Annotated in this window: 23 protein-coding genes and 2 pseudogenes; 10 read left to right on the plus strand and 15 right to left on the minus strand. The window is 49.8% G+C overall.

Annotated features, from left to right (window positions below):
• Positions 1–19: 19 nt before the first annotated feature.
• From B8987_RS15545 to B8987_RS15560, 3 genes are all read right to left on the minus strand, one after another.
• Positions 20–1,210, minus strand: a complete 1,191-nt coding sequence (locus B8987_RS15545; RefSeq protein WP_020375712.1) for a transposase — start codon at positions 1,208–1,210, stop codon at positions 20–22.
• A gap of 101 nt (positions 1,211–1,311) precedes the next feature.
• Entirely contained in the window at positions 1,312–1,581 is a 270-nt protein-coding gene (locus B8987_RS15550) for a hypothetical protein (RefSeq protein ID WP_139793569.1), read from the minus strand.
• A gap of 507 nt (positions 1,582–2,088) precedes the next feature.
• Positions 2,089–2,490 (minus strand): hypothetical protein, encoded by a 402-nt coding sequence (locus B8987_RS15560; protein WP_084661691.1) that lies wholly within the window; start codon positions 2,488–2,490, stop codon positions 2,089–2,091.
• Between the two features lie 535 nt (positions 2,491–3,025).
• Here B8987_RS15560 and B8987_RS15565 point away from each other — a divergent pair.
• Entirely contained in the window at positions 3,026–3,640 is a 615-nt protein-coding gene (locus B8987_RS15565) for a hypothetical protein (RefSeq protein WP_020374126.1), read from the plus strand.
• Between the two features lie 315 nt (positions 3,641–3,955).
• Here the strand turns inward: B8987_RS15565 and B8987_RS15570 are convergent, their stop codons facing one another.
• The gene (locus B8987_RS15570; RefSeq protein ID WP_020374128.1) at positions 3,956–5,227 is read right to left on the minus strand and encodes an MFS transporter; all 1,272 of its coding nucleotides are present in this window, start codon (positions 5,225–5,227) and stop codon (positions 3,956–3,958) included.
• Between B8987_RS15570 and B8987_RS19725 the strand changes: the two genes are divergently transcribed.
• Positions 5,227–5,400 (plus strand): IS3 family transposase, encoded by a 174-nt coding sequence (locus B8987_RS19725; RefSeq protein WP_020374129.1) that lies wholly within the window; start codon positions 5,227–5,229, stop codon positions 5,398–5,400. The two genes, B8987_RS15570 and B8987_RS19725, sit on opposite strands and share 1 nt — an antisense overlap.
• A 374-nt stretch (positions 5,401–5,774) precedes the next feature.
• On the opposite strand, the gene B8987_RS15575 is transcribed toward B8987_RS19725, so the two are convergent.
• The 5 genes from B8987_RS15575 to B8987_RS15595 form a co-directional block, all read right to left on the minus strand.
• Positions 5,775–6,062 carry a transposase gene (locus tag B8987_RS15575; RefSeq protein ID WP_020374130.1) on the minus strand — a complete coding sequence of 96 codons (288 nt, stop codon included), beginning with the start codon at positions 6,060–6,062 and terminating at the stop codon, positions 5,775–5,777.
• 246 nt (positions 6,063–6,308) lie between these two features.
• Positions 6,309–7,556, minus strand: a complete 1,248-nt coding sequence (locus B8987_RS15580) for an MFS transporter (protein WP_139793570.1) — start codon at positions 7,554–7,556, stop codon at positions 6,309–6,311.
• A gap of 525 nt (positions 7,557–8,081) precedes the next feature.
• On the minus strand, positions 8,082–8,783 hold the full coding sequence (locus B8987_RS15585) for a class I SAM-dependent methyltransferase (RefSeq protein ID WP_020374132.1): 702 nt from the start codon (positions 8,781–8,783) through the stop codon (positions 8,082–8,084).
• Positions 8,784–8,830: 47 nt separating this feature from the next.
• Complete coding sequence (locus B8987_RS15590; RefSeq protein ID WP_020374133.1) at positions 8,831–9,958, minus strand: cysteine desulfurase family protein; 1,128 nt, start codon at positions 9,956–9,958, stop codon at positions 8,831–8,833.
• Positions 9,959–9,976: 18 nt separating this feature from the next.
• On the minus strand, positions 9,977–10,660 hold the full coding sequence (locus B8987_RS15595; protein ID WP_020374134.1) for an ArsR/SmtB family transcription factor: 684 nt from the start codon (positions 10,658–10,660) through the stop codon (positions 9,977–9,979).
• A 539-nt stretch (positions 10,661–11,199) separates the two neighbouring features.
• On the opposite strand from B8987_RS15595, the pseudogene B8987_RS15605 reads away from it, so the two are divergent.
• Positions 11,200–12,159, plus strand: a pseudogene (locus tag B8987_RS15605) (IS256 family transposase); the annotation flags it as partial.
• An 88-nt stretch (positions 12,160–12,247) separates the two neighbouring features.
• Here the strand turns inward: B8987_RS15605 and B8987_RS20060 are convergent.
• From B8987_RS20060 to B8987_RS15620, 3 genes are all read right to left on the minus strand, one after another.
• Positions 12,248–12,697: an integrase core domain-containing protein gene (locus B8987_RS20060; protein ID WP_242940677.1), complete on the minus strand. Its 450-nt coding sequence runs from the start codon at positions 12,695–12,697 to the stop codon at positions 12,248–12,250.
• Positions 12,673–13,200, minus strand: coding sequence for a DDE-type integrase/transposase/recombinase (locus B8987_RS15615; protein WP_084661693.1), 528 nt, complete (start codon positions 13,198–13,200; stop codon positions 12,673–12,675). Before B8987_RS15615 ends, B8987_RS20060 begins: the two co-directional genes overlap by 25 nt.
• Before the next feature lie 152 nt (positions 13,201–13,352).
• Positions 13,353–13,661 carry a transposase gene (locus B8987_RS15620; RefSeq protein WP_084661694.1) on the minus strand — a complete coding sequence of 103 codons (309 nt, stop codon included), beginning with the start codon at positions 13,659–13,661 and terminating at the stop codon, positions 13,353–13,355.
• A 114-nt stretch (positions 13,662–13,775) separates the two neighbouring features.
• On the opposite strand from B8987_RS15620, the pseudogene B8987_RS15625 reads away from it, so the two are divergent.
• Positions 13,776–14,048: pseudogene (locus tag B8987_RS15625) on the plus strand (transposase); the annotation flags it as partial.
• Between the two features lie 581 nt (positions 14,049–14,629).
• Here the strand turns inward: B8987_RS15625 and B8987_RS15630 are convergent.
• On the minus strand, positions 14,630–15,520 hold the full coding sequence (locus B8987_RS15630) for a DMT family transporter (protein WP_084661695.1): 891 nt from the start codon (positions 15,518–15,520) through the stop codon (positions 14,630–14,632).
• Between the two features lie 193 nt (positions 15,521–15,713).
• On the opposite strand from B8987_RS15630, the gene B8987_RS15635 reads away from it, so the two are divergent.
• Together B8987_RS15635 and B8987_RS15640 are read left to right on the plus strand one after the other, a co-directional pair.
• Entirely contained in the window at positions 15,714–16,292 is a 579-nt protein-coding gene (locus B8987_RS15635; protein WP_020373498.1) for a CGNR zinc finger domain-containing protein, read from the plus strand.
• 35 nt (positions 16,293–16,327) lie between these two features.
• Positions 16,328–17,209 (plus strand): DMT family transporter, encoded by an 882-nt coding sequence (locus B8987_RS15640; RefSeq protein ID WP_020373499.1) that lies wholly within the window; start codon positions 16,328–16,330, stop codon positions 17,207–17,209.
• Positions 17,210–17,351: 142 nt separating this feature from the next.
• On the opposite strand, the gene B8987_RS15645 is transcribed toward B8987_RS15640, so the two are convergent.
• Together B8987_RS15645 and B8987_RS19730 are read right to left on the minus strand one after the other, a co-directional pair.
• A complete protein-coding gene (locus B8987_RS15645; protein ID WP_020373500.1) occupies positions 17,352–18,560 on the minus strand; it encodes a tyrosine-type recombinase/integrase in 1,209 nt (402 codons plus the stop codon).
• Positions 18,561–18,574: 14 nt separating this feature from the next.
• Positions 18,575–18,739 (minus strand): hypothetical protein, encoded by a 165-nt coding sequence (locus B8987_RS19730; protein ID WP_020373501.1) that lies wholly within the window; start codon positions 18,737–18,739, stop codon positions 18,575–18,577.
• 83 nt (positions 18,740–18,822) lie between these two features.
• Here B8987_RS19730 and B8987_RS15650 point away from each other — a divergent pair, with 83 nt between their 5' ends.
• The 4 genes from B8987_RS15650 (at position 18,823) to B8987_RS15665 (ending at position 20,726) form a co-directional block, all read left to right on the plus strand.
• Complete coding sequence (locus B8987_RS15650) at positions 18,823–19,002, plus strand: hypothetical protein (protein WP_020373502.1); 180 nt, start codon at positions 18,823–18,825, stop codon at positions 19,000–19,002.
• 145 nt (positions 19,003–19,147) lie between these two features.
• Positions 19,148–19,825 (plus strand): hypothetical protein, encoded by a 678-nt coding sequence (locus tag B8987_RS15655; RefSeq protein ID WP_020373503.1) that lies wholly within the window; start codon positions 19,148–19,150, stop codon positions 19,823–19,825.
• A 1-nt stretch (position 19,826) separates the two neighbouring features.
• Entirely contained in the window at positions 19,827–20,204 is a 378-nt protein-coding gene (locus B8987_RS15660; RefSeq protein WP_040767011.1) for a hypothetical protein, read from the plus strand.
• Between the two features lie 234 nt (positions 20,205–20,438).
• Positions 20,439–20,726 carry a hypothetical protein gene (locus B8987_RS15665; protein ID WP_020373505.1) on the plus strand — a complete coding sequence of 96 codons (288 nt, stop codon included), beginning with the start codon at positions 20,439–20,441 and terminating at the stop codon, positions 20,724–20,726.
• Positions 20,727–20,735: the final 9 nt, after the last annotated feature.

Below are 20,735 nucleotides of genomic sequence, written 5' to 3' on the forward strand. Positions count from 1 at the left end.
GCGTGATAGGAGCGGAATGCTATGAAACGGTGGAAGCCAGCACCGTCGCGGCCAAGGCAATGACTGCGAAGAGATGATGGGTATGCACCTTTCGTCGTCCGCGCACGCGGACGGTGCGGAGATTCAGTTGTTCCTTCAGGTAGCTGAAGGCCCGTTCCACGCTCGTCCGCAAGTTATAGAGGGCATCCCATGTCGCCGTTCCGCGCACGATGCGCCCCACTTCGCGGGGATTGTCAGCAATCGCCATTTTCTGGACATAGCCATAGTTCGAGGGGGAACACCATGCCATGCCCATGGGACACTCGACATGTCCTGTCGCATGGGGACATCGAAACTTTTGGGTCTCCGTGGTCGCATCATAGCCCGCTAACGTCAGCGGGTAACCCATGGAACAGGTTGGACGCCCCAGGGTGTTGCGACCCTCGGGTGCCTCACCCCCGTGGCGATTGAGCGGGATAATGGGAATCAGTCCTTGCGCATGGAGATCCTGATACAGGGTCGCCTGATCGTACCCGGCATCGAAAATCGCCACCTGCTGCCCCATGTTCCGGTCGGTGGTGATCTGGACCAGCGGTCGGGCCATGTTCACGTCATGCACCATGGCTGTCGTGGTCAGCGCAGCCAACGGAAAGAGGCTCCCGGCCGCCACCGACAGATGCAACTTGTAGCCGAACCACCGATATTTCTGGCCCTTGGGCCCGGTCTTCATCCCCCAACTAGCCCGCTCGAGATCTTGCGCGTCGGCATGCCGACGCGTTTTCTCATAGGCGGGGATGTCGGACGCATCATACGCCGCCACGTCATCCGGTACGAGATGGCGTTCCCGTGCCGTCTCAACGAGTTGGGCATGGATGACTTGAAGGCTCGTACAGCGACTCAATTGGTTAAACAGACGCGAGAAGGTCGCCGCCGAGGGGACATCGGATTTCCCGCGATAGCCGACAATCCAGCGGAACACGGGATCGCGGCGCAGGCGAGCCCGTAAGGCTTCGGTGGTGGGAATTTGCTCCACCGCTTTCGCTATATAAGCGCGGATCATGGTCGGTCGATCATGCTGTTCCGGGCGGCCCGTGCGGGCCGGTGGTGGTAATGCCGCCAATGCGGGGCTGAGGGGTACCTGATCTAAAATTCGCTGCAACTGGTCATCCCATTCGGTATCTTTTATCCAATCCTGCAGGGAAAAGAACGATGCTTGGCGAATAGAGTACATGGTGAGTTCCTCCTCTTGGCTTGTTTGGTTGGGTAACTAAAACTTCGCCAGGGATGGTAGGAACTCCTTTTTGCGTCCGATTCAGGGGGAAATATTTTCTCTCAGGCTACAGACCCCTTGGGAGTCGCGGGTTTTGAGTTATGAAAAACCCTCAAATGATAGAGGGTGTTCACTTCAATAAACATAAGGCCAAAGGCCAGCAAATAGGACAATGGCAGTGCCACTAACGCAAACGCCGCGCCAGCTGTCATAAATGCTACAACATCACAACTCGGTGCCATGCCCGCTAAGCTTTGACTTACCAGGCCCCAAAATCCTACGACGTTTTCGTGTAAGTCATTGTCCCCAACGCTCCGGTTACTCCGGTTCAAAATGTGCAAGCCTCCCAGATAAGATTGCTTAATTAAATGCAAAAAATATGCACAAGCTAAGTATAGTCTTTTAAAATAAAATTGCCAAGAAAAGTGACGCATAACCATCGAATCATATCATGCCCTTAAAATTATTCCCCTTTTGGCTAGTCTTCACTTAATGGCCTAACTTTTTCTTTAAATGCCATACATCGGTTACCTATTACTTGTTAGATAATGATTGGTCATACTAAGAGACCATAGGAGGAGAATATGGCAAAAAGTCGGGCATCCGACAGGTCTAGATCCGTTCGCGGCGATCCACCGATGAGATGCCATACGTAGGAGTATGGATTTGGTTACTCAGATCCCTCAGCGGAGCGGGCACCTACTACTGCAATGTGGAGGGATACCGGCACAATGCCAAACTATTACACAGGCCGACTCGACGAAACTATCGGGCTATGTAATGGATGTTGCGGGTACAGCTGTCAATAAGACCCTATATAACGCTAATCAACCTAAACACTAATGAAAGGGATGACCATACCAAGAGGGAAAAGGCGAGGGATTGAACATGTTGACGAAGTCCGGCGTTAAAACCACGGAGTCCGCAATGCTAGTCCGAGACGCGCCAAATTCCTCAAAATAATAATATTGGTTTTGAGGAGACCAATAAACAGGAGGACGTCCACTATCTAGCCAAGCCTCTTGTTGACCGACTGGACAATACGATAGTAATGTAGCTTCTTGGTCAACAAGAGCATTTCCATGACGCGGAAACAAACCAGAAATCGGGTGAGGACCATAAGGGTTGTAGGGCGTCGAGCGAGAAATATGCGGTTGCGGAGACCCAGAAAAAAACGGGAATACGTAGATGACAACCGCGATTACAACACCAAACAAGGTAACTACGAGAGAGCGTGACATCGAAAATCACCTCCCAAGATAAAACATTACGAAAGAGAAGCCAAAACATTTACGAGGAGAAGAATGTTGAAACTGGGACGCGATGCCTAAAAAACTTCAAGGATAAAAGCACCTACGACAACTGAGACCGCAACACCAGAGTTCATACGATCCCCCTCAAAAAATCTTTTCGAGCTCTATTAAATCTTGAAAGTCCCAAAAGTCAATAGAAAAATTCTTATAACGAGTAGTTATGATTAAAGGGCATTAAATATAAACACTTAGATACTAAAACAAATACATTTGTTTTGATAGACAGCCTAATCATTTTAGGAAATGTGTCCGATAAGAGAGATTATGTAAACTAAAGCGGAGAAAAGACCAACCTACACTTATTGCCATTTGAATTGACCGCATATCCGCTTTCAATCAACCAAGACAACTCAATAATTCCTATATCTTTAGCCCTTTTTACATAGTACCGGACTTTATTCAACGCGCTCAGATATAATCTATGCAGGTGGATAAGGTTGAACAATTCAAGGAGGGCAGACATGTGTTCACGGGAAGACGATGGGCCATAGCTATCGTGCTGAGCGTCATGGGTCTCGGACTCATGATACTCTGGATAGTTTCTCGACCTATGGGTTCCGGGCCCGTCGGTGCGGAACTCCGGGCTGATCAGGCTGGATCTTTCACAGAGGGCTACGAAGGGTGGGTCGGACGGCCCGTAACATTTGAAGGATTTCAGATTCTCAATCGTACAGGCCGACCAGAAACAGTGGTATCCGTCATTCCCACCAACGTCCCTCCTCATGTCACTCTGAAAAGCGGGGTCACTCAAGTGCCCCCCGCCCAAGGTGTCGCTTTGGGATGGAAAACGACTCATTGGATGGCAGTACCCCGTTCGTTTAGCAGCCAATTCGGAGCGCACGGCTGGGCACCGACTCTCGGGGTCGAAGCGACACGACCGGGTGTATACGTCATTGATGGCTTGCTGGTTCGTTATCGTTGGAATCACCATACTTACACTGTGTATTTGCCCGATCAATTTGTATTATGCGCGGGGAGTCATCAACGCGGAGCATGTCCCACCCATATCGCTCCTCCTCCCGTTTCATGGAAAATTAGTTTATGGTCACGCTTGAGACAAATCTTATCCCCATCTTAATCTGAACCTTCCCTACGTTACGTTGTACCGAAAAAGCGGTGCGTTTCATCTTACGTTGTCACGAATTCTCGACCACTAGGCGCACCACTGAAGCGATTGTGGGAAGATGCGACATGGCATGGGTCCTACTCAACTACTTAACGTGGTTTTTTCGATTAGAGCTTCTGAGGCCCGAAGAACGGCAGCAGCGTCTTGACCGTATCTTGGCTTTTGTCAAATCGTTCGAGCGCTTCATTATCTGCTATAATTATCTGCTATATGAGTAGGCTTTGGAATTCCGCCATCCAGCCGTGCCGTTGTGGCACCACTCCTCTACTACCATGACTCGTTTATCGGCCGTCTACTGGTCTCGTCGCCCAGATATCGAGGCAATCGAAAATGACCCGTCCTCATGCCGACTCCGATGACCGCCAAGCTGACCAACACCAGACTTGCCGCCACATAAAACCCCAATGCGACATGGTGGGTCACCTGATCTAAGGCACTCACCCCGATGATTAGTGTCCATGATGTCAGCGAAGAAATCTGAGCCACCGTGCTGCTGATTCGCCCTTGGTACGCTAACGGCGTGGATTGAGTGCGCCATGTCACTAAGGCTGTTCCCGAAACATTTTGGCCCCAAAAAATGAGAGTCAGACTTGCCGCGACAGCGAATATGGAAAACTTTTGCGCGATTCCTATCAACCCTAGCGCAAACACCAAACGTCCGAATATGATGAGCCATAATAGACGGATTCGAGACGATAAAGTGGATACAGTTAATCCACCGAGCCCCATTCCCAAACCCGCCCCTAACACGGCGATAATGGGCACATGGTGAAATAAGCCTTGATGTCCCATATCGTAGATGATTAACGCCATGAGAATGTTAATGGCCCCATTCGCGAACACAGTCTGATAGACATACCATAAAAGCGAGGGAACTTCTTTAATCCACCGCAGACCTTCCTCAAATAATTCCCACGGCGTGCCTCCGGAATCATCCTGCAAAGGCAAAGGATCCGCGGGCAAAAATATCCAAGTAATAAGCCCCACAATTCCTGCCACGCCCGCGCTGATGCCTAGAAGCCAACGGATAGGACCATGTCCCACGATCAAAAATACCCAAATCATGCCGACAGGAAAGCCAAGGGATGCGAGGGATTGCAAAATCCCTTCGCTTCGGGCCAGGTGTTCCGGAGGCACGAGAAACTTCACATAGGCGTTGTGCCCCAACTGCTCCCAATACATCGCGGTTTGGATAAAAAAATCCGTCAAAACCACAAGGGTATACCCCCACACTGTGTGCAAGTTGGCCCATAGAGGAATCCACGCCAGCATCGCCACGAAAAAATTCGCCATCACCATGGCTCGCTTTCGGGACATGCGATCTACTAACATCCCGAGTCCGAAACCGGCAATAACCGGGGGAATGTGACTGAGCGCCCCCACGAAGCCATTGAGCAGGATATTGGACGAATATTGCTGGACAATATATAAGATAACCAGGGTATAGATACTAACTCCTAAAGTCGAAAGCATATCGCCAGCAACTAGCGCCCAAAACGAACGCGGAATCCGGCGGATATTGCGCTGAGCGTGTGACAATGACGCATCCTCGCTTTCCGTTTTACCTGACGACATGTCGAAGTCGAGAGGAAGCCGAACAGGCGATCTTTGCCTCTATCGAGATTTTCTATAATCGGCAGCGGATCCATGGTGCTCTGGATTATCAGACTCCGGCCGAGGCCGATGCGGCGTATCATGCGCGACACGGCTAATGTCTCCATTTTGGGTGTCCATTTTATTGACATAGGTCCAGTTGGCTTACATCCGTGAAATGAAGACACCACGGCCTTACTTAGTGCACACCCCACTAAGAATCGTTGCCGATCGGGCCGCATCTGATACGAAACATATCGGGTTCTATGAACTCTCCCGCCACCTAACCCTATCGGGTTGAGGTGGGGGTTTCCCGGATCACTCCGCGAAGTTCCTGGTTCTGCGACCTGTGCATGTCCGTCTTTGACGGAGCACGTCTTATGTGAGTCTCCCCAGGCGTGACTTCGGACCGTTCCGGCCCTAGTGTCCGAAAAATCCGCGTCGTTTTACGCGATGTCGTAAGCGGTTCTCCGGACAGGAGTTTCTGAATAGATTACTTCCGATCGTTGGTGAAGATGCGCATCGCTTTTTTTAGGATCGCATTCTCCTCTTCGAGATCCCGAATGCGTCGCTGCAAATCGTGCAGGGCTTGGTCTTCCGCTTTCAGATGCCCACGACCCACAAAGGGTTCGACCGGGTCGGCTTTGTAGGCAGCGACCCAGGCATACAAGGTTTTGCTGGGAATGCCCAGTTCGCGCGCCACTTGCGCGCCACTTTTTTGTTGGGTCAACACGAGTTGAACCGCTTGTTCTTTAAACGCTCGATCATATTGATTGGCCATCGGATTCACCTCAATTGAGAATTATTGTATCATCTTGTCTCAATTCGAGGTGTCCACAATTTAGACTAACATCCAGTCAACTATTCCACCGCTCAGCGGACTCATTGCCGATCCCTGTGGATACTTTTCGGCTTCATGCTGGCTCGACCCCACATTCCCCGTAGAAAACTATCCTATCTCGTGGCCAGTCTAATTGAAAATCGAACCATCGTCCACTCCACTCAACGAATACCTTCGCTCAAACCGTTATCGACTCATCGGCTCGTTAAAGAGGTGATTGCCTACTAACTTCGGATGTTCTAATACCAGAATAATTACGATGAACAGTAGGCCAATGCCCGCAGACAGAAGGATTCCATACTGAAGCGATAGAGTTTGAACTTGAGTCACCAGCGGAATCAGGATCATGGATAAAATCGCCAGGACCGTTTTACTTGCAGCCGCTGTTCTGCCCCTCATTACCGGCGGCGTACGTGTTTGAAGACTGGTCATAAACGCTGACAGGGATATCGTGTTGCCCATCCCCATGCTCAGCATGCTAAGTAAGAAAATCCCCATTTGCAGTCGGCCGTCACCTAACGCCAAGCCGACGAAAGCCATAACCTGGACAATGAGTCCTCCTAATACCGTCCTTCTCGTAGCCCATCGGGTTATGAAGGACGCTATCAGACTGGAGGAAAAAAACGCCCCCACAGCAAAACTCCCATCTAAAATGGATAACCAATACGGGTTTCCATGAAAATCAACAGCCACTATCGGAACCAATGCGACATTGACAAATAAAACTAAAAGAAAATTCACATTGACGAGGATCAGCTGCCACATCAATCCGCGGTCAATTTGGAGGTGTTCGACAAACTCACCCCATCCCTGAAAAAATTTCAGGCGTTGTTTTTCTCCGCTATCTGGGGCGGCTTCGATTACTGGTATCCGAGTCATACCGATTAATCCAGCCGACATGATATAGGCTAATCCGTTCAAGAAGAACGTGGGTGTGGAACCAAAGTGTCCAAGGAAGATCCCCGCACAAACGACTCCAATGATTTGTCCGACTTGAATCATCACGACAGAAAAAGAGTTATACCGTATCAACGTCTCACCTGGGGCAATGGCTGGCCCAATAGCAAAAGCGGCAGAACTAAAAAACGGCTTCGTGATGCTCATCACCACAACGGCCGCAACGATCCACTGAAAAACCGTTTGCTGAGTTAAACTCATACTCGCCACGCAAATGATCGCGCCCGTTAAGACATCCGCTGTGGCCATAATGCGTTTCTGGCGTCCCCCATCGACAAGGGGTCCCGCGAAGAGTTGCAGGCTCGTCACAATGAGGTTCTCCAACACGAGTACCAACCCAAAATCTACCGCAGAATGGGTAGCATCATACAATAACCGGGCTATCACCAAATTTTGAATGCCGATTCCGATATTTCGCACCAGTATGGCGCCATACATGTAATCCACCGGCTTGATGGTCAATTTCGAGATAGGCATCACGGTTCCTTTCTTCCCACGCGCCGCCAAATGACCACCCGTTCGCCAGGACAATACCACACTTTATCACGTAATTGGGACTAGCTCCAAGTTTAATTCACCCAAAATGGTGGCTACCAGGGGTGGTGACGACAGCAGCGATAGATACACGGAATTCGAATGAGAAAACGCAATAACATAAACTTTGGTAAGCGGTATCAAAGTTTTCTTTAATGACGGCAGCGAACTCAAATGGCTGGATACTTGGGCGTCTGTAAATTCCCCAAGGTAGTTGGTCTTAACGACGGACAATTTCCACGAAAAACAGAGCATTTCCGTTCCATATTTCCCCATCACATCGTCGATTTTATCAATGAATTGACCTCAATAGATAATTGAGCGGAAATCAAACGTCAAATTTTCTCTGTTTTAAATACAGCACGGCAGTTTTCCATGGGGCATTTCCCGCCGCAGTTATGCACGCCCTCCTTATCTAAGTTATGTCATACGTAGAAAACCGTATTCTAACCCCGTGAACTTATTCTTTCACAAGGTACCACAATCCTTTCGATTAAACCGTAATCCGATGAAACCTGCTTTCTCTAATGGCCATGTATTTCGCCGTTGCGATTCTAAATGCCATGCAGCATCTTGAGTCGTAAATTCGTTGGGACCAACATACAGCCCGCTCTCGATGCGAACAGGGAAACAATGTAACAATTCATAAAGTTTTTGTACAGTCCAAAAATGGGCATGGCGATAAACGGTTAGCGGATCCGTTTTAGCTCGTTCTTGGTAATATTGTGCCCACGGTCCTAATTCGTGAATGAGACCTACCACCAATCGGCCTGAGTGCTTTAATACCCGGAGCGCTTCTTTTAAGACCTGGGGTGCATCTTTTACGAATTCTAACGTCACTTGAATCAAAGCGCCATCAAAAAATCCGTTGGGATAAGGAATGTGACGGATATCTGCGGATTCATATTTAACGGATCCTGAAGTGACCGGTTTGGTTCGAGCTCGCTCCAGCATGGATTCAGATTCATCGAGCCCAATTACATGACAACCAAATGACGCCAAGACTACACTATATTCTCCGGTGCCACAGCCGAGGTCAATCCAAGACTCTTTGGGTTGAGGTGAGCTTAAATCAATAATAATCTTCTGTTCTACCTGGTTGATAAATTGCCCTAGCGGTGTATGACAAAAAGCTTCATAACGCGGTGCGACGTCATCAAAGAGACTCATAAATATTGTCACCTCAACACCATACGGATTTTACCGGAGCTGGGTCATCAATTCCGAGATTTTATAGCTTGAACGAGAAGATATGCCGCTCGAGAAATTTCAGCGGCAGTCGTTTGTCTCCCCAAACTAATGCGCACTAAACCGCGGGCCAAATCGGCTGGAAATCCCATTGCTCGTAAAGTTGGAGCCCCCTCATCGGTTAACGAGTGACAGGCCGAACCTGTCCCAGCTCGTAATTCAGGACATGCCGCTAATACCTCTGCTCCAGTCCATCCTTCGATGGCGAATGCGAGAGTATTGGGCAACCGCATCGTAGGATGTCCAAAAACATGGCAATGTGAGATTGACGACATTAAGTCATTTTGCAGTTGATCACGGAGCATGGTCTGTTGTGACGGGCCGCCGTGATTAAGCCATTCATTAGCTAATTGCGCGGCGACTCCAAGACCGATGATTCCTGGTACGTTCTCGGTTCCGCTTCGTTTACCGTGTTCTTGACCTCCACCCCATACCCATGGAGAAATATCTAGTCCAGGGCGTATAAATAAAGCTCCTATTCCCTTAGGCGCATAGACTTTATGGCCTGCGACAGTGAGCATATCGACATCCAAAGACGACACGTTCACGGGAATTTTGCCAATGGCTTGAGAAGCATCAGTATGGACCAGAGCGCCTACCCTGTGTGCACGTTGGGCCACTTCTGCGATGGGTTGAATTGTACCAATTTCGTTGTTAGCCAACATCACACTGACTAAGGCTGTTCGTTCATCCAATAACGCATCTAATTCTTCCAAGCGAATCATTCCGTCTCCATTGACAGGAATGAGGCATATTTCCGCACCGTCTTTTTGAAGAGCTAATGCCGTTTCCATTACCGACGGATGCTCGATGGCTGAAATCAATATCCGACGGCGCTGTCCTCCCCAATACCAGAGGCTACGCGTGAGAGCCCAATTATTGCTTTCTGTTCCGCCACTCGTCCAAATAATTGACTCACTGACCGTTCCGAGTAGTGTTGCCACATCGGACCGTGCTTTAGAGAGGGCTACTCTAATTTCTTGAGCCTCCGGATAAGAAGAGGACGGATTATAAAATTTGTCGGTGAAATAAGGGAGCATGGCCGTAAGTACCTCAGAGGCAACCGGAGTTGTGGCGTTGTAATCTAAATAAATCATGAAATATGTTCCTCTCTTTTAAATGGTATCTTCCGATCGGCGAAAATAAGGAATTCCCTGGGCTCTCCACGAGCTTACTCCGTCTGCAAGGCGAATAGCCCGGTAGCCCTTTTGCTGTAGAAGCTCAACGGCATGCGGAGCCAAAATGCAATAAGGTCCACGACAATACGCTACAATCGTACGATCTTGGGGTAACTCAGCGAGACGATCGATGAGGTGATTTAAGGGAATAGATAAGGCTCCCGGCCAGTGCCCTGCCTCATACTCATCAGATGGGCGTACGTCAAGCAGTACAAACGCATCCTTGTCTGCCCGTTCTTGGAATGTAGACAAATCCAGACTTTCCAGAGCTTGATGTTCGGAGAAAAAAGCTTCGGTAATGGCACGCAGCTCAGCATAATAGTGTTCGGCTACGGTTTGTAAGGTATGAAATAACGAACAAGTCAAATCATCACGAAGTCTATACACCACATAAGTGCCTCGCCGTTCCGCTCGTACAAGCAGCGATTCCTTAAGTTGTTGCAGGTGCTGTGAAGTACTACCCATGGACATAGAACTTTTGTTTGCTAGTTGTTCCACGCTCATCGGTCCTTGGCATAAAAGGTCCAGTAATTCAATCCGACGCGGATGGGCTAAAGCTTTACCGACCCGAGCTATTTGTTCATAAACCGCATTTTTAAACGCACGATCGGCATCACCCATTTGGCACATCCTCTACTATTCTATTAATTAATTGAATAATATCAGAAAAACATAATGAATGGCCTTCGTGATGTCACTAAATTGAAAAGTTCAATAAATCGTAAGAATGTCATTGATACAGAATTGCTGCTCTACCACAATCGAAATGTGCCAAAGAGTAGGGCTGAAATTAGTTCCAAGCGAAAAGCTTGCCAATAATGTAGGCGTGGCCATCCAAACAATTCGGGCAGGGTCATATTCCAAACCCACATTAACAACGCTGGTATACCAAAAGTTAATACCGCAAGCATAATTAAACCTGCGATACCAATAGAGAAAGGGCTGAATATTGATGGTCCGACAAAAGTCATTTATCCACTTTCTTTCTCAAAGATTTAATAAGGGGGTTCGCGAACTGGCCTGTCTTCACTCGATCCGACATGGGCATTCCAGTAGAGTCCGATATTGTGTGTAAAAGGGGCTTAAAAATTTCAAAGCCATTGCGTTTCCTTGGTAGATTTGAAAGCGACACAACTGACAAATCTTAGGAGGATCACGCAATGGCTCATTATCAGATTACACTGGATGATCAAACAATCCAAGCCCTGGTCGGACAAAAGGATCAGGCCTTCGCGCTCTTGTTGCAACAGGTCTTAAATCAGGTGTTAGAAGCCGAAGTGACGGAACATCTTCAAGCCGACCGGTACGAGCGGACCGAAGACCGGCGCGGATATCGCAACGGCTCACGGAGCCGGCAGCTCACGACGCGCGTCGGCACGTTGACGCTGGAGGTCCCGCGGACGCGGGACGGGGAGTTCAGTCCGACACTCTTTGAGCGGTACCAGCGGCATGAAAAAGCCCTCGTCCTCACGTTGATGGAAATGGTGGTGAATGGGGTGTCAACCCGCAAAATTCGGCGCGTGACCGAAGAACTCTGTGGCACCGAATTTTCGAAGTCCACGGTGTCGGACCTCGCGAAAGGCTTAGAGGCGGCCGTCCAGCAATGGCGAACCCGATCCCTCGCGGAGACGCCGTACCCGTTCCTGATTGTCGATGCCTTGGTCTTGAAAATCCGCGAGAACGGGGCCGTCCGGTCCCGGAGCGGGTGTGTGGTGACCGGCATTAATGCGGCGGGGTACCGAGAAATTCTCGGGTTTTGGATCGGGGATAGCGAATCGAAGCAGACGTGGACGGCCGTGTTTACCGACCTCAAGGATCGAGGCTTAACGGGCGTCGACCTGGTGGTGTCGGATGACCACCGCGGGCTGCGGCAGGCTATCGAACAGCAATTCCAAGGGGCGAGTTGGCAGCGCTGCCAAACGCACCTCACGCGGAATATCCTCGATGCCGCGCCCAAAGCGGTGCAGGAGGAGCTGCACGGCCGCCTCCGCGCGCTCTTCGAAGCCCCCGACCGGGCCACCGTCGACACCTTGTGGGCCAAACTGCTCGAGGACTTTGCCGAGCGGGCTCCCCGCGCCGTGGCGATTCTGGAGAACGGGCTCGAGGACGCGCTAGCGGTGTCGGTTTAACCCCCAATTTCTAGACACTAGTCCTGTTCGCATGATATTTCACGGGATATCGATGCTATGGTGAAAAATACCAATCCAGTCAGGGGACATTCCTCCGCTTCGCTCGCCGCGTCGAGGATACCGCCCGGCGGGCCGGACGTCCAGAGTCCGCGAGGCCGCTGCTCCGCAGCGCTCTGGACCCCCTCGGCCCCCGGGCAAAAACCGCGGTCAAGAGCGAAGCGACGAGCCCGTCTCGGGCTGGCTTCTTAACACCGCACCGGGTGAATCGTGGGCGCGTGCCGGTTTGGCACTGCGCATAGTACACGGCAGGAGCCCAATCGTGCAAACTCCCATGCATGCGGCGTTCATTGTAAAAACGGATCCACTCGGCAGTCACCGTATACGCCTCTGCCAAAGTCTGAAAGACCTGATTCCGCCAACATTCTCCTTCGAGCAGACTGTGCCAGGATTCGATGTGGGCATTCTTGTTAGGAGTCGCCACCGGAATGCGTTCGTGAGTTATCCCTAAGACCTGACACCCGTGGCCCATCGCTGAGCCACAAATTGGGGCCCGTTGTCGGTGCGAATCACCGGAACGTGGTTACCCCAGTCGGCTTGGCGAGCTCGCACGGCGCCTTCCAAGGCGCCTAAGGCTTGAACAGCGGTACAGTGAGATCCGAGATGATACGCCAGAATGCATCGATCAAAGACATCGATGACACTGCAGAGATAAAAAAACCGATCTTCTCCCGCAATGTATCCGTATTTCAGATCCATTTCCCAGAGTTGATTGGGGCCCGTCACCACCCGATTGGCGGCCAGAACACGGGGCGGTCGGTTGCCGGAGGGCCGCAAGGGTTGTCCTTGTAAGAGATCGGCCGATCGCAAGAGACGATAGACCGTCTTTTTGTTGATGATCAATCCGTGTTCTCGTCGGAGCCATGTCGTCAACTTCCGATATCCATAAGCCTGACCGTCTCCCGCCATGATAAACTCGCTGAGCCATTCCAGGACCTGCCCTTCCGCCACTTTGGTGTCGTTTGCCGTCCACACATAGCCTCGCCGGGGTCGACCTCCCCCGCGTTTCGGCGTCCAGGACGCCGGACGCTGTCTTCGAGCGCGCTATGCGTAATACGTGGCCCGGGCCACTCCCGCCAACTGACAAACGCGGGTAGGCGGGTATCCCTGCTGGATCCACCGATGGGCTACTTCACATCGGTCAGAGAGGCCCGGGGGGCTTTTTTTAGGAGATCATGCAATATCGCAATCTCTAAATCTTTCTCCCCTAATAATTGTTTCAACTGATGATTTTCCGTGGTGGCTTGCTGTAAAGCTTTCTTTAAGGCACGCGCTTCTTCGGGTGTCCCGTGTTTTGTGGCCGTGTGCACCCATTTTTGTACGAGACGAACCGATAATCCATGCCGGCGGGCGACAGCCGCCGCATTCCGGATATCCAGCGCTTCTTGGATGCACTGGGCTTTCAATTCTGGGGTGATGGTTTTCGACTCTCCCATGGGGTTCACATCCTTTCATGATGAAAATGATGTCAGAATTTTCCGCAGCGATAACTGTATGGGATCGTATCGCTTTGCGTAGGAGATGTCTAGAAGCATTTGGGGGCTTAATAGGTGTTGCAACTCCCCGAGTCGCTGCGCCAGCGATTACGCACCACGAATGGCGTCGAGCGGCTCAATGCTGAGATCCGGCGCCGAGAACGGGTGATTCGGATTTTTCCGAACCGGGAGTCGGCGATCCGCCTGGTGGGCGCGCTGTTGCTCGAGCAGCATGAGGTGTGGACCACGGGTAAGCGGTATCTGAATCTCGAGCCTTACTGGCAAGCGAAACGGTCTCAAGCGGCGACGGATGAGCCGCCTCATGCGGGACCCGCGGTCGTCGCCTAACGCCTCGCAAACCAAGGGAACGCTTTTACACACAAATTAGGACTTGACCGGCATTCCTACAGAGATCGCTAGACTGAAACCTTATGGTGATGTGATTCTTGTTTTCCCTTTGTAGTGACTTCATGTACAGCTGAAGAAATGAAAGAATCATTATAAGGTGCTGGTATGATACGATTTTTATCTATTGTCTATCTATGTCATGGATAATGATAACATGAAAATTCTTTTAACCCCATGATATGTAAATCGTCATAAATCGACCAATTGATTACTGCTGGTTTGCTTCCCGTTTTATGCACAATGATTTTGTTGCTATTCCCCGATTAAGTCACCAATCATTTAGGCAGTCACACATGCACAATCTCTGCTTAGGACGATTTTCACTCGCCAGACTACTGCGAGTGAAAAAAGTAGATGCGTTATTCTCTGTTTTTCCCGATCATTTACGTCTTTTCGACATTTTGAACCCCAGTTTGAGAGTGCAATCTATTTATTTTAGATATTTAAGAAATAGATGAAATCATCCCTGACATCCACGGCAAAGTTTATTGACAAGCCCATCATTGCGCGTCTTTTGTAGACTACTTCCCGGTTGATGTTTTTGCCGATGCAAACTGACGGAAGGACATTCGGTTGGCTAAAAAGAGTCCAACCATGACCAAAATACTGGCAATCATGTCGTAGAAAGTGAAAGGTTCGTGGAGGACGAGAAACCCCAGAACATAGCCGATCACAGGCGTGAGCAGAAGCCACATACTGGCTTTAGCTGCACCTTGCCGTAAAAGGCGAAACCACAACAACATTGCACCAATAGAAACGGCCCCTACTAACCACAACAGCGATCCCCACCAGTCCCAATTCCATATGATGGGCTTCGAAAAACTCATCAAAAAGGCAAACGGCCAAAGAAATATGGCTCCCCAAATCAATTGCCAGATATTGATGGTGATAGCCGGGCTTGAAATTCCCACATGGTGAAAATAAATACTTCCTAGCGCCATCGCCATTTGACCCCCAACCACTAACATTAGACCCCATAATGGAGTGTGCAGGTGGATTATGGCTTGCCATGATCCTATACCAAGCCCTAGGACAGCAACTATGAATCCCCACCATTGTGTAGGCCTAATTGACGTTTTAAGCCATGTGTACTCCAGAATTAACACAAAAAACGGATTAACTGCGACAAACAAATTAAATAGTCCTGCAGACACAACCTCAAGGGCCATGAACGATGCGCCTAAATACAGTGTAGTATTCAGAAAGCCAATCACAGCTAATGCACCCATCTGTTGGTGCCTGGGCCAAATTTCTTGGTGTAACAGTCCATTGACGCCGAGAAGGATAATTCCTGCTAGACTAAAGCGTATCGCAGCCAACATGAGCGGTGGTCCGGATTTGAGACCAAACTTCGTTGCAACGGAAGCTGAGGACCATAAAAACGTATAAATCAGAGCAAGAACTGTTTCCACTGAGGTTACGCTCCTTTTCTTACCATTGATTTCTTGATCCTAATAATTCTCCGCTTTATTTATATAACCTCTTAAATGATGTTACATGGTTAGAATGTAAACGGTCAATCCGGCCACATTTCGCCTTATAATAAAAGAGATAATGAAAGCGTTGCAATTGAATAAAAATCCATGATGGAAATAAGGATGCTTCATGAAACCACCGGCATTTACTAATCTCGGAGATCGTTTGGTTCTGAACTTTCTCAACACGTTGCAACATCACCGGGGACAGGAAATAGATCTGATTGATTCACCGTCCCGTCTCGTCCAATGGATTCTCTATATGGAACAGAACCAGTGGTTATCGTCTTATCAACGCGAGCGGCTGATAACTCAAGCCACATGGGACCTGACCCAAGTGCGGGAGTTTCGGCAGTATGGCCGAGCATTTCTTGGCGGAAAGGCGTCGAGTCTATTATTTTTTAATTATCTAAGTGATGTATCGAAACAATGTCCGTTAACCTTTTCGCTTATAGAATATGGTACAAATTTTGCCCGCGTGCCTATTCCTGATAACGGCGGTACTGCGGGCTTATTATCGCTATTATCTTATGACTTTATGGGATTGATAACGAATGATATGCTTTCTCGTACAAAACAATGTGAAAATCCGCGGTGTATCGCATACTTTGTCAATCGAAGTGGCAAACGCAAATGGTGCTCGATGGAGACGTGTGGAAACCGACAAAAGAGTTCGCGGCATTATAGACGGCATCGTGACTCACATTGATTTCATTATCCGTGGGTAACATAAGGAGCGCTTGAGTGTTGATTTCATCGCGATTTTGGGCTAATGGTATCTTGTTGTTTGTGACGTTAATTTGGGGTGCTACCTTTACTCTAACGAAATCGGCGTTAACCAAGATCCCTGTCTTCCCCTATCTGACAATGCGATTCTTGTTAGCGACTTTGGTCATGAGTGTGTTGGTTTTTTGGGATCGGGACCGTATGAAAAGTCTGCATAATTTTAAATTGTGGATGACGGGAACGTCTTTGGGGGTTCTGCTGTTTTTGGGATATGCATTACAAACCTTGGGATTACAAACAATTGATCCGGCGGTTTCGGCGTTCTTGACAGGACTAAGTGTCATTTTGGTACCTATTATGGCGATTTTTGTTTTACGCCAACAATCACAATGGCGAACATGGATTGCTGCTGTGATCGCGGCCGTAGGTTTAGGCTTTTTAAATGGGATCCATCAGCTAGGCCACTTTTCCATAGGAACGGTTGAAACTTTAGCTTGCGCGGTCTTCTTAGCCATGCAGATTGTCGCAGTCGATAAATGGGCCATTGGCTACGATTCGATAAGTCTTACCACCATTGAGCTTTTGATTGTGACCTTATTAAGCTTCGTCATGTCCGTCCATGATGGTCTTTCTGGCTTTCGTCAAGGCGCATCAGGGATCGTACTCATCGCAGTTATCGTCAATGGACTCTTAGGCACTGCATTTGCTTATTGGGCCCAACTACGTTTTCAACGTTTAACCTCGGCTTCCTATGTGGCGGTGATTTTTACCATGGAGCCGGTCTTTGCCGCGGTAATTGCCTTCATCGCTTATCACGAGACGATGGGCCTATCGGCACTTCTGGGCGGTGCCCTTATTGTCGCCAGTATGTTATTGGCTGATGCCGTGCCTAATACCTAAAAAATAACCCGCTGATTTGTATTTAGACCATTGCGTGTGTATGTAACATTGTTTGACATGTTCTAACGCACGTGGTTATTGCCCAATTCGTTGTGTATCAATGGATTGGGCCTTTTAACGTGTTTATCTATCACACTGAGTATCACGGAGTATCCTCTGATATGCTGGAGTTCCTGCGGCCCGTCTGCGGCCCGGCCTCGGTTTCTGTCTCCCCTGCTGGCTTGATGATCAGAGCGTCCATCTGTTCCGCGGCTTCCGCTTGCATATGGGGTAAGAGGTGCCCATACACTTGCAGAGTGATCCGAATATCGGCATGACCGAGTCGCTCACTCACGACCTTCACGGGCACGCCATTTGCCAACCAGTAACTCGCCATTGCATGACGCAAATCGTGAATCCGTACCCGGCGCGTGATGCCGGCGTGCGTCAGCAGCCGTTGGAAGGACCGATAAACATTGCGTGGGCTGAGGATCTGGCCGGTGCGGGTGGTGAAGACCCATCCCGCGTCATTCTGCCACCCCGTGAACGCTTGGCTTTCGAGTCGTTGCTGTCCTTCATGTTCCCGTAAAATCTGATAAAGAAAAGATGACATGGCGACGGTTCGTCGGCCCGCGGCGGTTTTGGGTTGGTGAATCGCACGGCCGATCCCCGATTTTTCCACAATCGTCCGGGCAATGGTGAGGGTGCGCCGATCCCAGTCAATATCGCGCCACTGTAACCCCAAGGCTTCCCCGCGTCGTAAGCCCGTGAGGGCCATCACATACCACAAGGCTTTGAGTGGGTGGTGATCGGCAACGGCCAAAAAGGCTTGAACATCGTCCAGCGGGGGCGGAGAAATAGGCTGTGGCCGGTCTTGGGGGGGCCGCGCTTTATCGGCGGGGTTTTGCGGAATCAGCCCCCACGCCACGGCATCCTTTAAGGCCCGGTGTAAGACGGCGTGCACATACCGGACCGTACGCGGGGCGAGCCGTTGAGCTAATTCGGTGTACAAGGTTTGTAAGTCCCATGCGGTGACATTTTTCAGAGGTTTTTGCCCTAACGCCGGCGACACATGACGGCACATGAGCCGATAGTCCGCCCGGGTTGTCTCCGCCACGGTAATCAGGCGTTCCACCCATTGGGTACAAAATTGGGCTAAGGTCTCGTCACTGGGCGGTTTGCGGTTGGGATCGGCCCGGTAAAGCGCGGCCTCATGTTCCGCCCATTGTTTCGCCTCACGCTTCGTATCAAAGGTTTGCGTCATTTCGCGCCGTTTGCCGGTCTCGTCATAGCGTACCACCCGGCCTTTCCAGCGGCCGGACGGCAGTTTCCGGGGTTCCACGGCATAGGAATCTTTGGGACGTTTGGGCACACGCGCCGCCCTTTCTAGTCGCTTTCGCGCTGCTCACGCTGCATGCGTTCTTCGACGGCCTTCCGAATGAAGGCCATGCGACTTTCCCCGCGTTGTTTCGCGTGAGCGTCTACACGGGCGACCCACGCCTTGCGGGCACGAATACCAATCATGATATTATCGGCTTTGTGGCGATCCATTGGGTGCGCCTCCTTTCATAGGATAATAAATGGAACATCCACTGTCCAGTGAATGGTATAATAACCCCAACAGGACGGAGATCATGCCTGAAAAACCGTTTCTAACCACACGCCACGGAGTTCTCTATCAAGATGATGCAATTGATGTCATGTCGGCAATCCAATCCAACGTTATTGATACGATCTTTGCGGATCCTCCTTTCAATTTAGGGAAGGACTATAAAAACGGATTCAATGATAACCTTGAAGAACAGTGGACATAATTCTACCGCTACCGGGGGACAAATTTACACCACAGTTAAGACTTGATCGAATGTCTCGAATGTTTTATGGTTTGTTTAGCAGGAGATTCTCCTTTGTTCTGGAAGTTTTAAGTATATAAGAACTCATTCAGGAGGGATTCTTACGTTGTCGTGGATTACTAAAAGTTTCAGCGTGGTGTCTATTGCAGCAATTAGCAGTTTACTGGGACCATCAACATTTGCCGCTTCCGCACCTCCGATTGTCTTGGTAGCTCCAAAAACCCCAACGACACCCGCAAATATTCCCATTCAACAACAAGTTATGCAAGAAATTCATGCCAATACCCAACAATGGCAGAGCTTACCCCGTGGCTTGCAACAAGCCTTACTCCGTTTTCAACAAAAAAACCACAACATAACCACCTTCCACATGGTCACTAAATTTTTTAATGCCAAAAACCAGGCAGTCGGGAAGCCCATTTCAGGATTCATAAGCGACCCCAAGGCATATAGTGGGTTGCTTTGGGTGGCAATTACGATGTACGGTGATGCACTTGATGGAGACTTTGCCTGGACGGGTACGTCTAATGACACGCTCGATGCTAAACTGGTCGTCCAGGGTCAGGTGTTTCGTCCGAATGGCACCATAGCCTTTGATGAACAAAAAGAAGAAACTCTCTTTCCGTGGAGCAACAATCCCCTCACTGTTGAAACGTCAAATCTCAATGTGGGCTGTGGTGGATATGTCGTGCAGGACGGATATGCCGAAATCAAATCGGATTTGGCAGGAAACTCTTGGCAAGTCGATGATTCGCAGTCGTATTTTGTTCCCTGTGAATCATAAAATGGAATATACGATACATTTATCGACGACCCGGTGGCTGTGTTCCATTGCATCGACTGATTGGATCATTATCCATCAACAAGGACCGCTGCCTCTACAGGTGTATGTTGAAACCCGCACCGTCGATGAGTTGCATCGTGTCGTGTCTTTGAGAGGACGGTGGACCTCGCAGCGTCATGTGCAGTTTTTAGAAAAAATGCGGATGCGCTGTGATAATCCCGCGACGACCCAAGTAGCCTTGGTCGCCTTCTGGCCAGGGGATTCTGTCGAAACGGTCTATTGGCACATGAACACAGGCAGGCAAACCTATATATGGCCTTTGCATTTCCGGGTATATCCCAAAGGGTCATGGTCCACTTCTCGGCGATATTTTGCGTAGCCGGGCATCCTCCAGCACTTTCCGTTAGGCGGTGCGCTGGGGGCAAATCTGTAGCGGTGGCTAAATCCACGTACTCGACTGCCGTATCGCCCGTCCGCTGCACCTACTCGCGCAACGGGAGCAACTGCGTTTTCGGGTTTTGGTCTTTGTCATTACCGCGCAAATGCCACCGGCCAAATCCTGTTCCGGATATCATGGCGATGTCATGCGTCTCATCCTATCTCCTAGGGAGAAATGGCGTATTGGACATTGAATAAGAATCAATTGAAACTCTTATTAGCGGTTTGTCAGGGATTGCATGACGAACAGTCCTTAGCACAGCAGTTAAATTGGAAACCGCAAATGGTTAGTCTGATTACACGCGGGTTAATCGATCCGGTGTTAGGTTGTTCCTCGGGGTTGCTGACGGCAAAAGTTACGTTTTTCGGGTCTTCTACCGAAGCCCATGTGAGCGAGATTCGCCTGACACCGCTAGGGCAACAAGTGTGTGAGAAAAAGTCTCCCGTCGTTCACTGCCCCTAATATTTATAT

Origin of the sequence: Sulfobacillus thermosulfidooxidans DSM 9293 (genome assembly GCF_900176145.1) — a bacterium.
Lineage (GTDB): Bacteria > Bacillota > Sulfobacillia > Sulfobacillales > Sulfobacillaceae > Sulfobacillus > Sulfobacillus thermosulfidooxidans.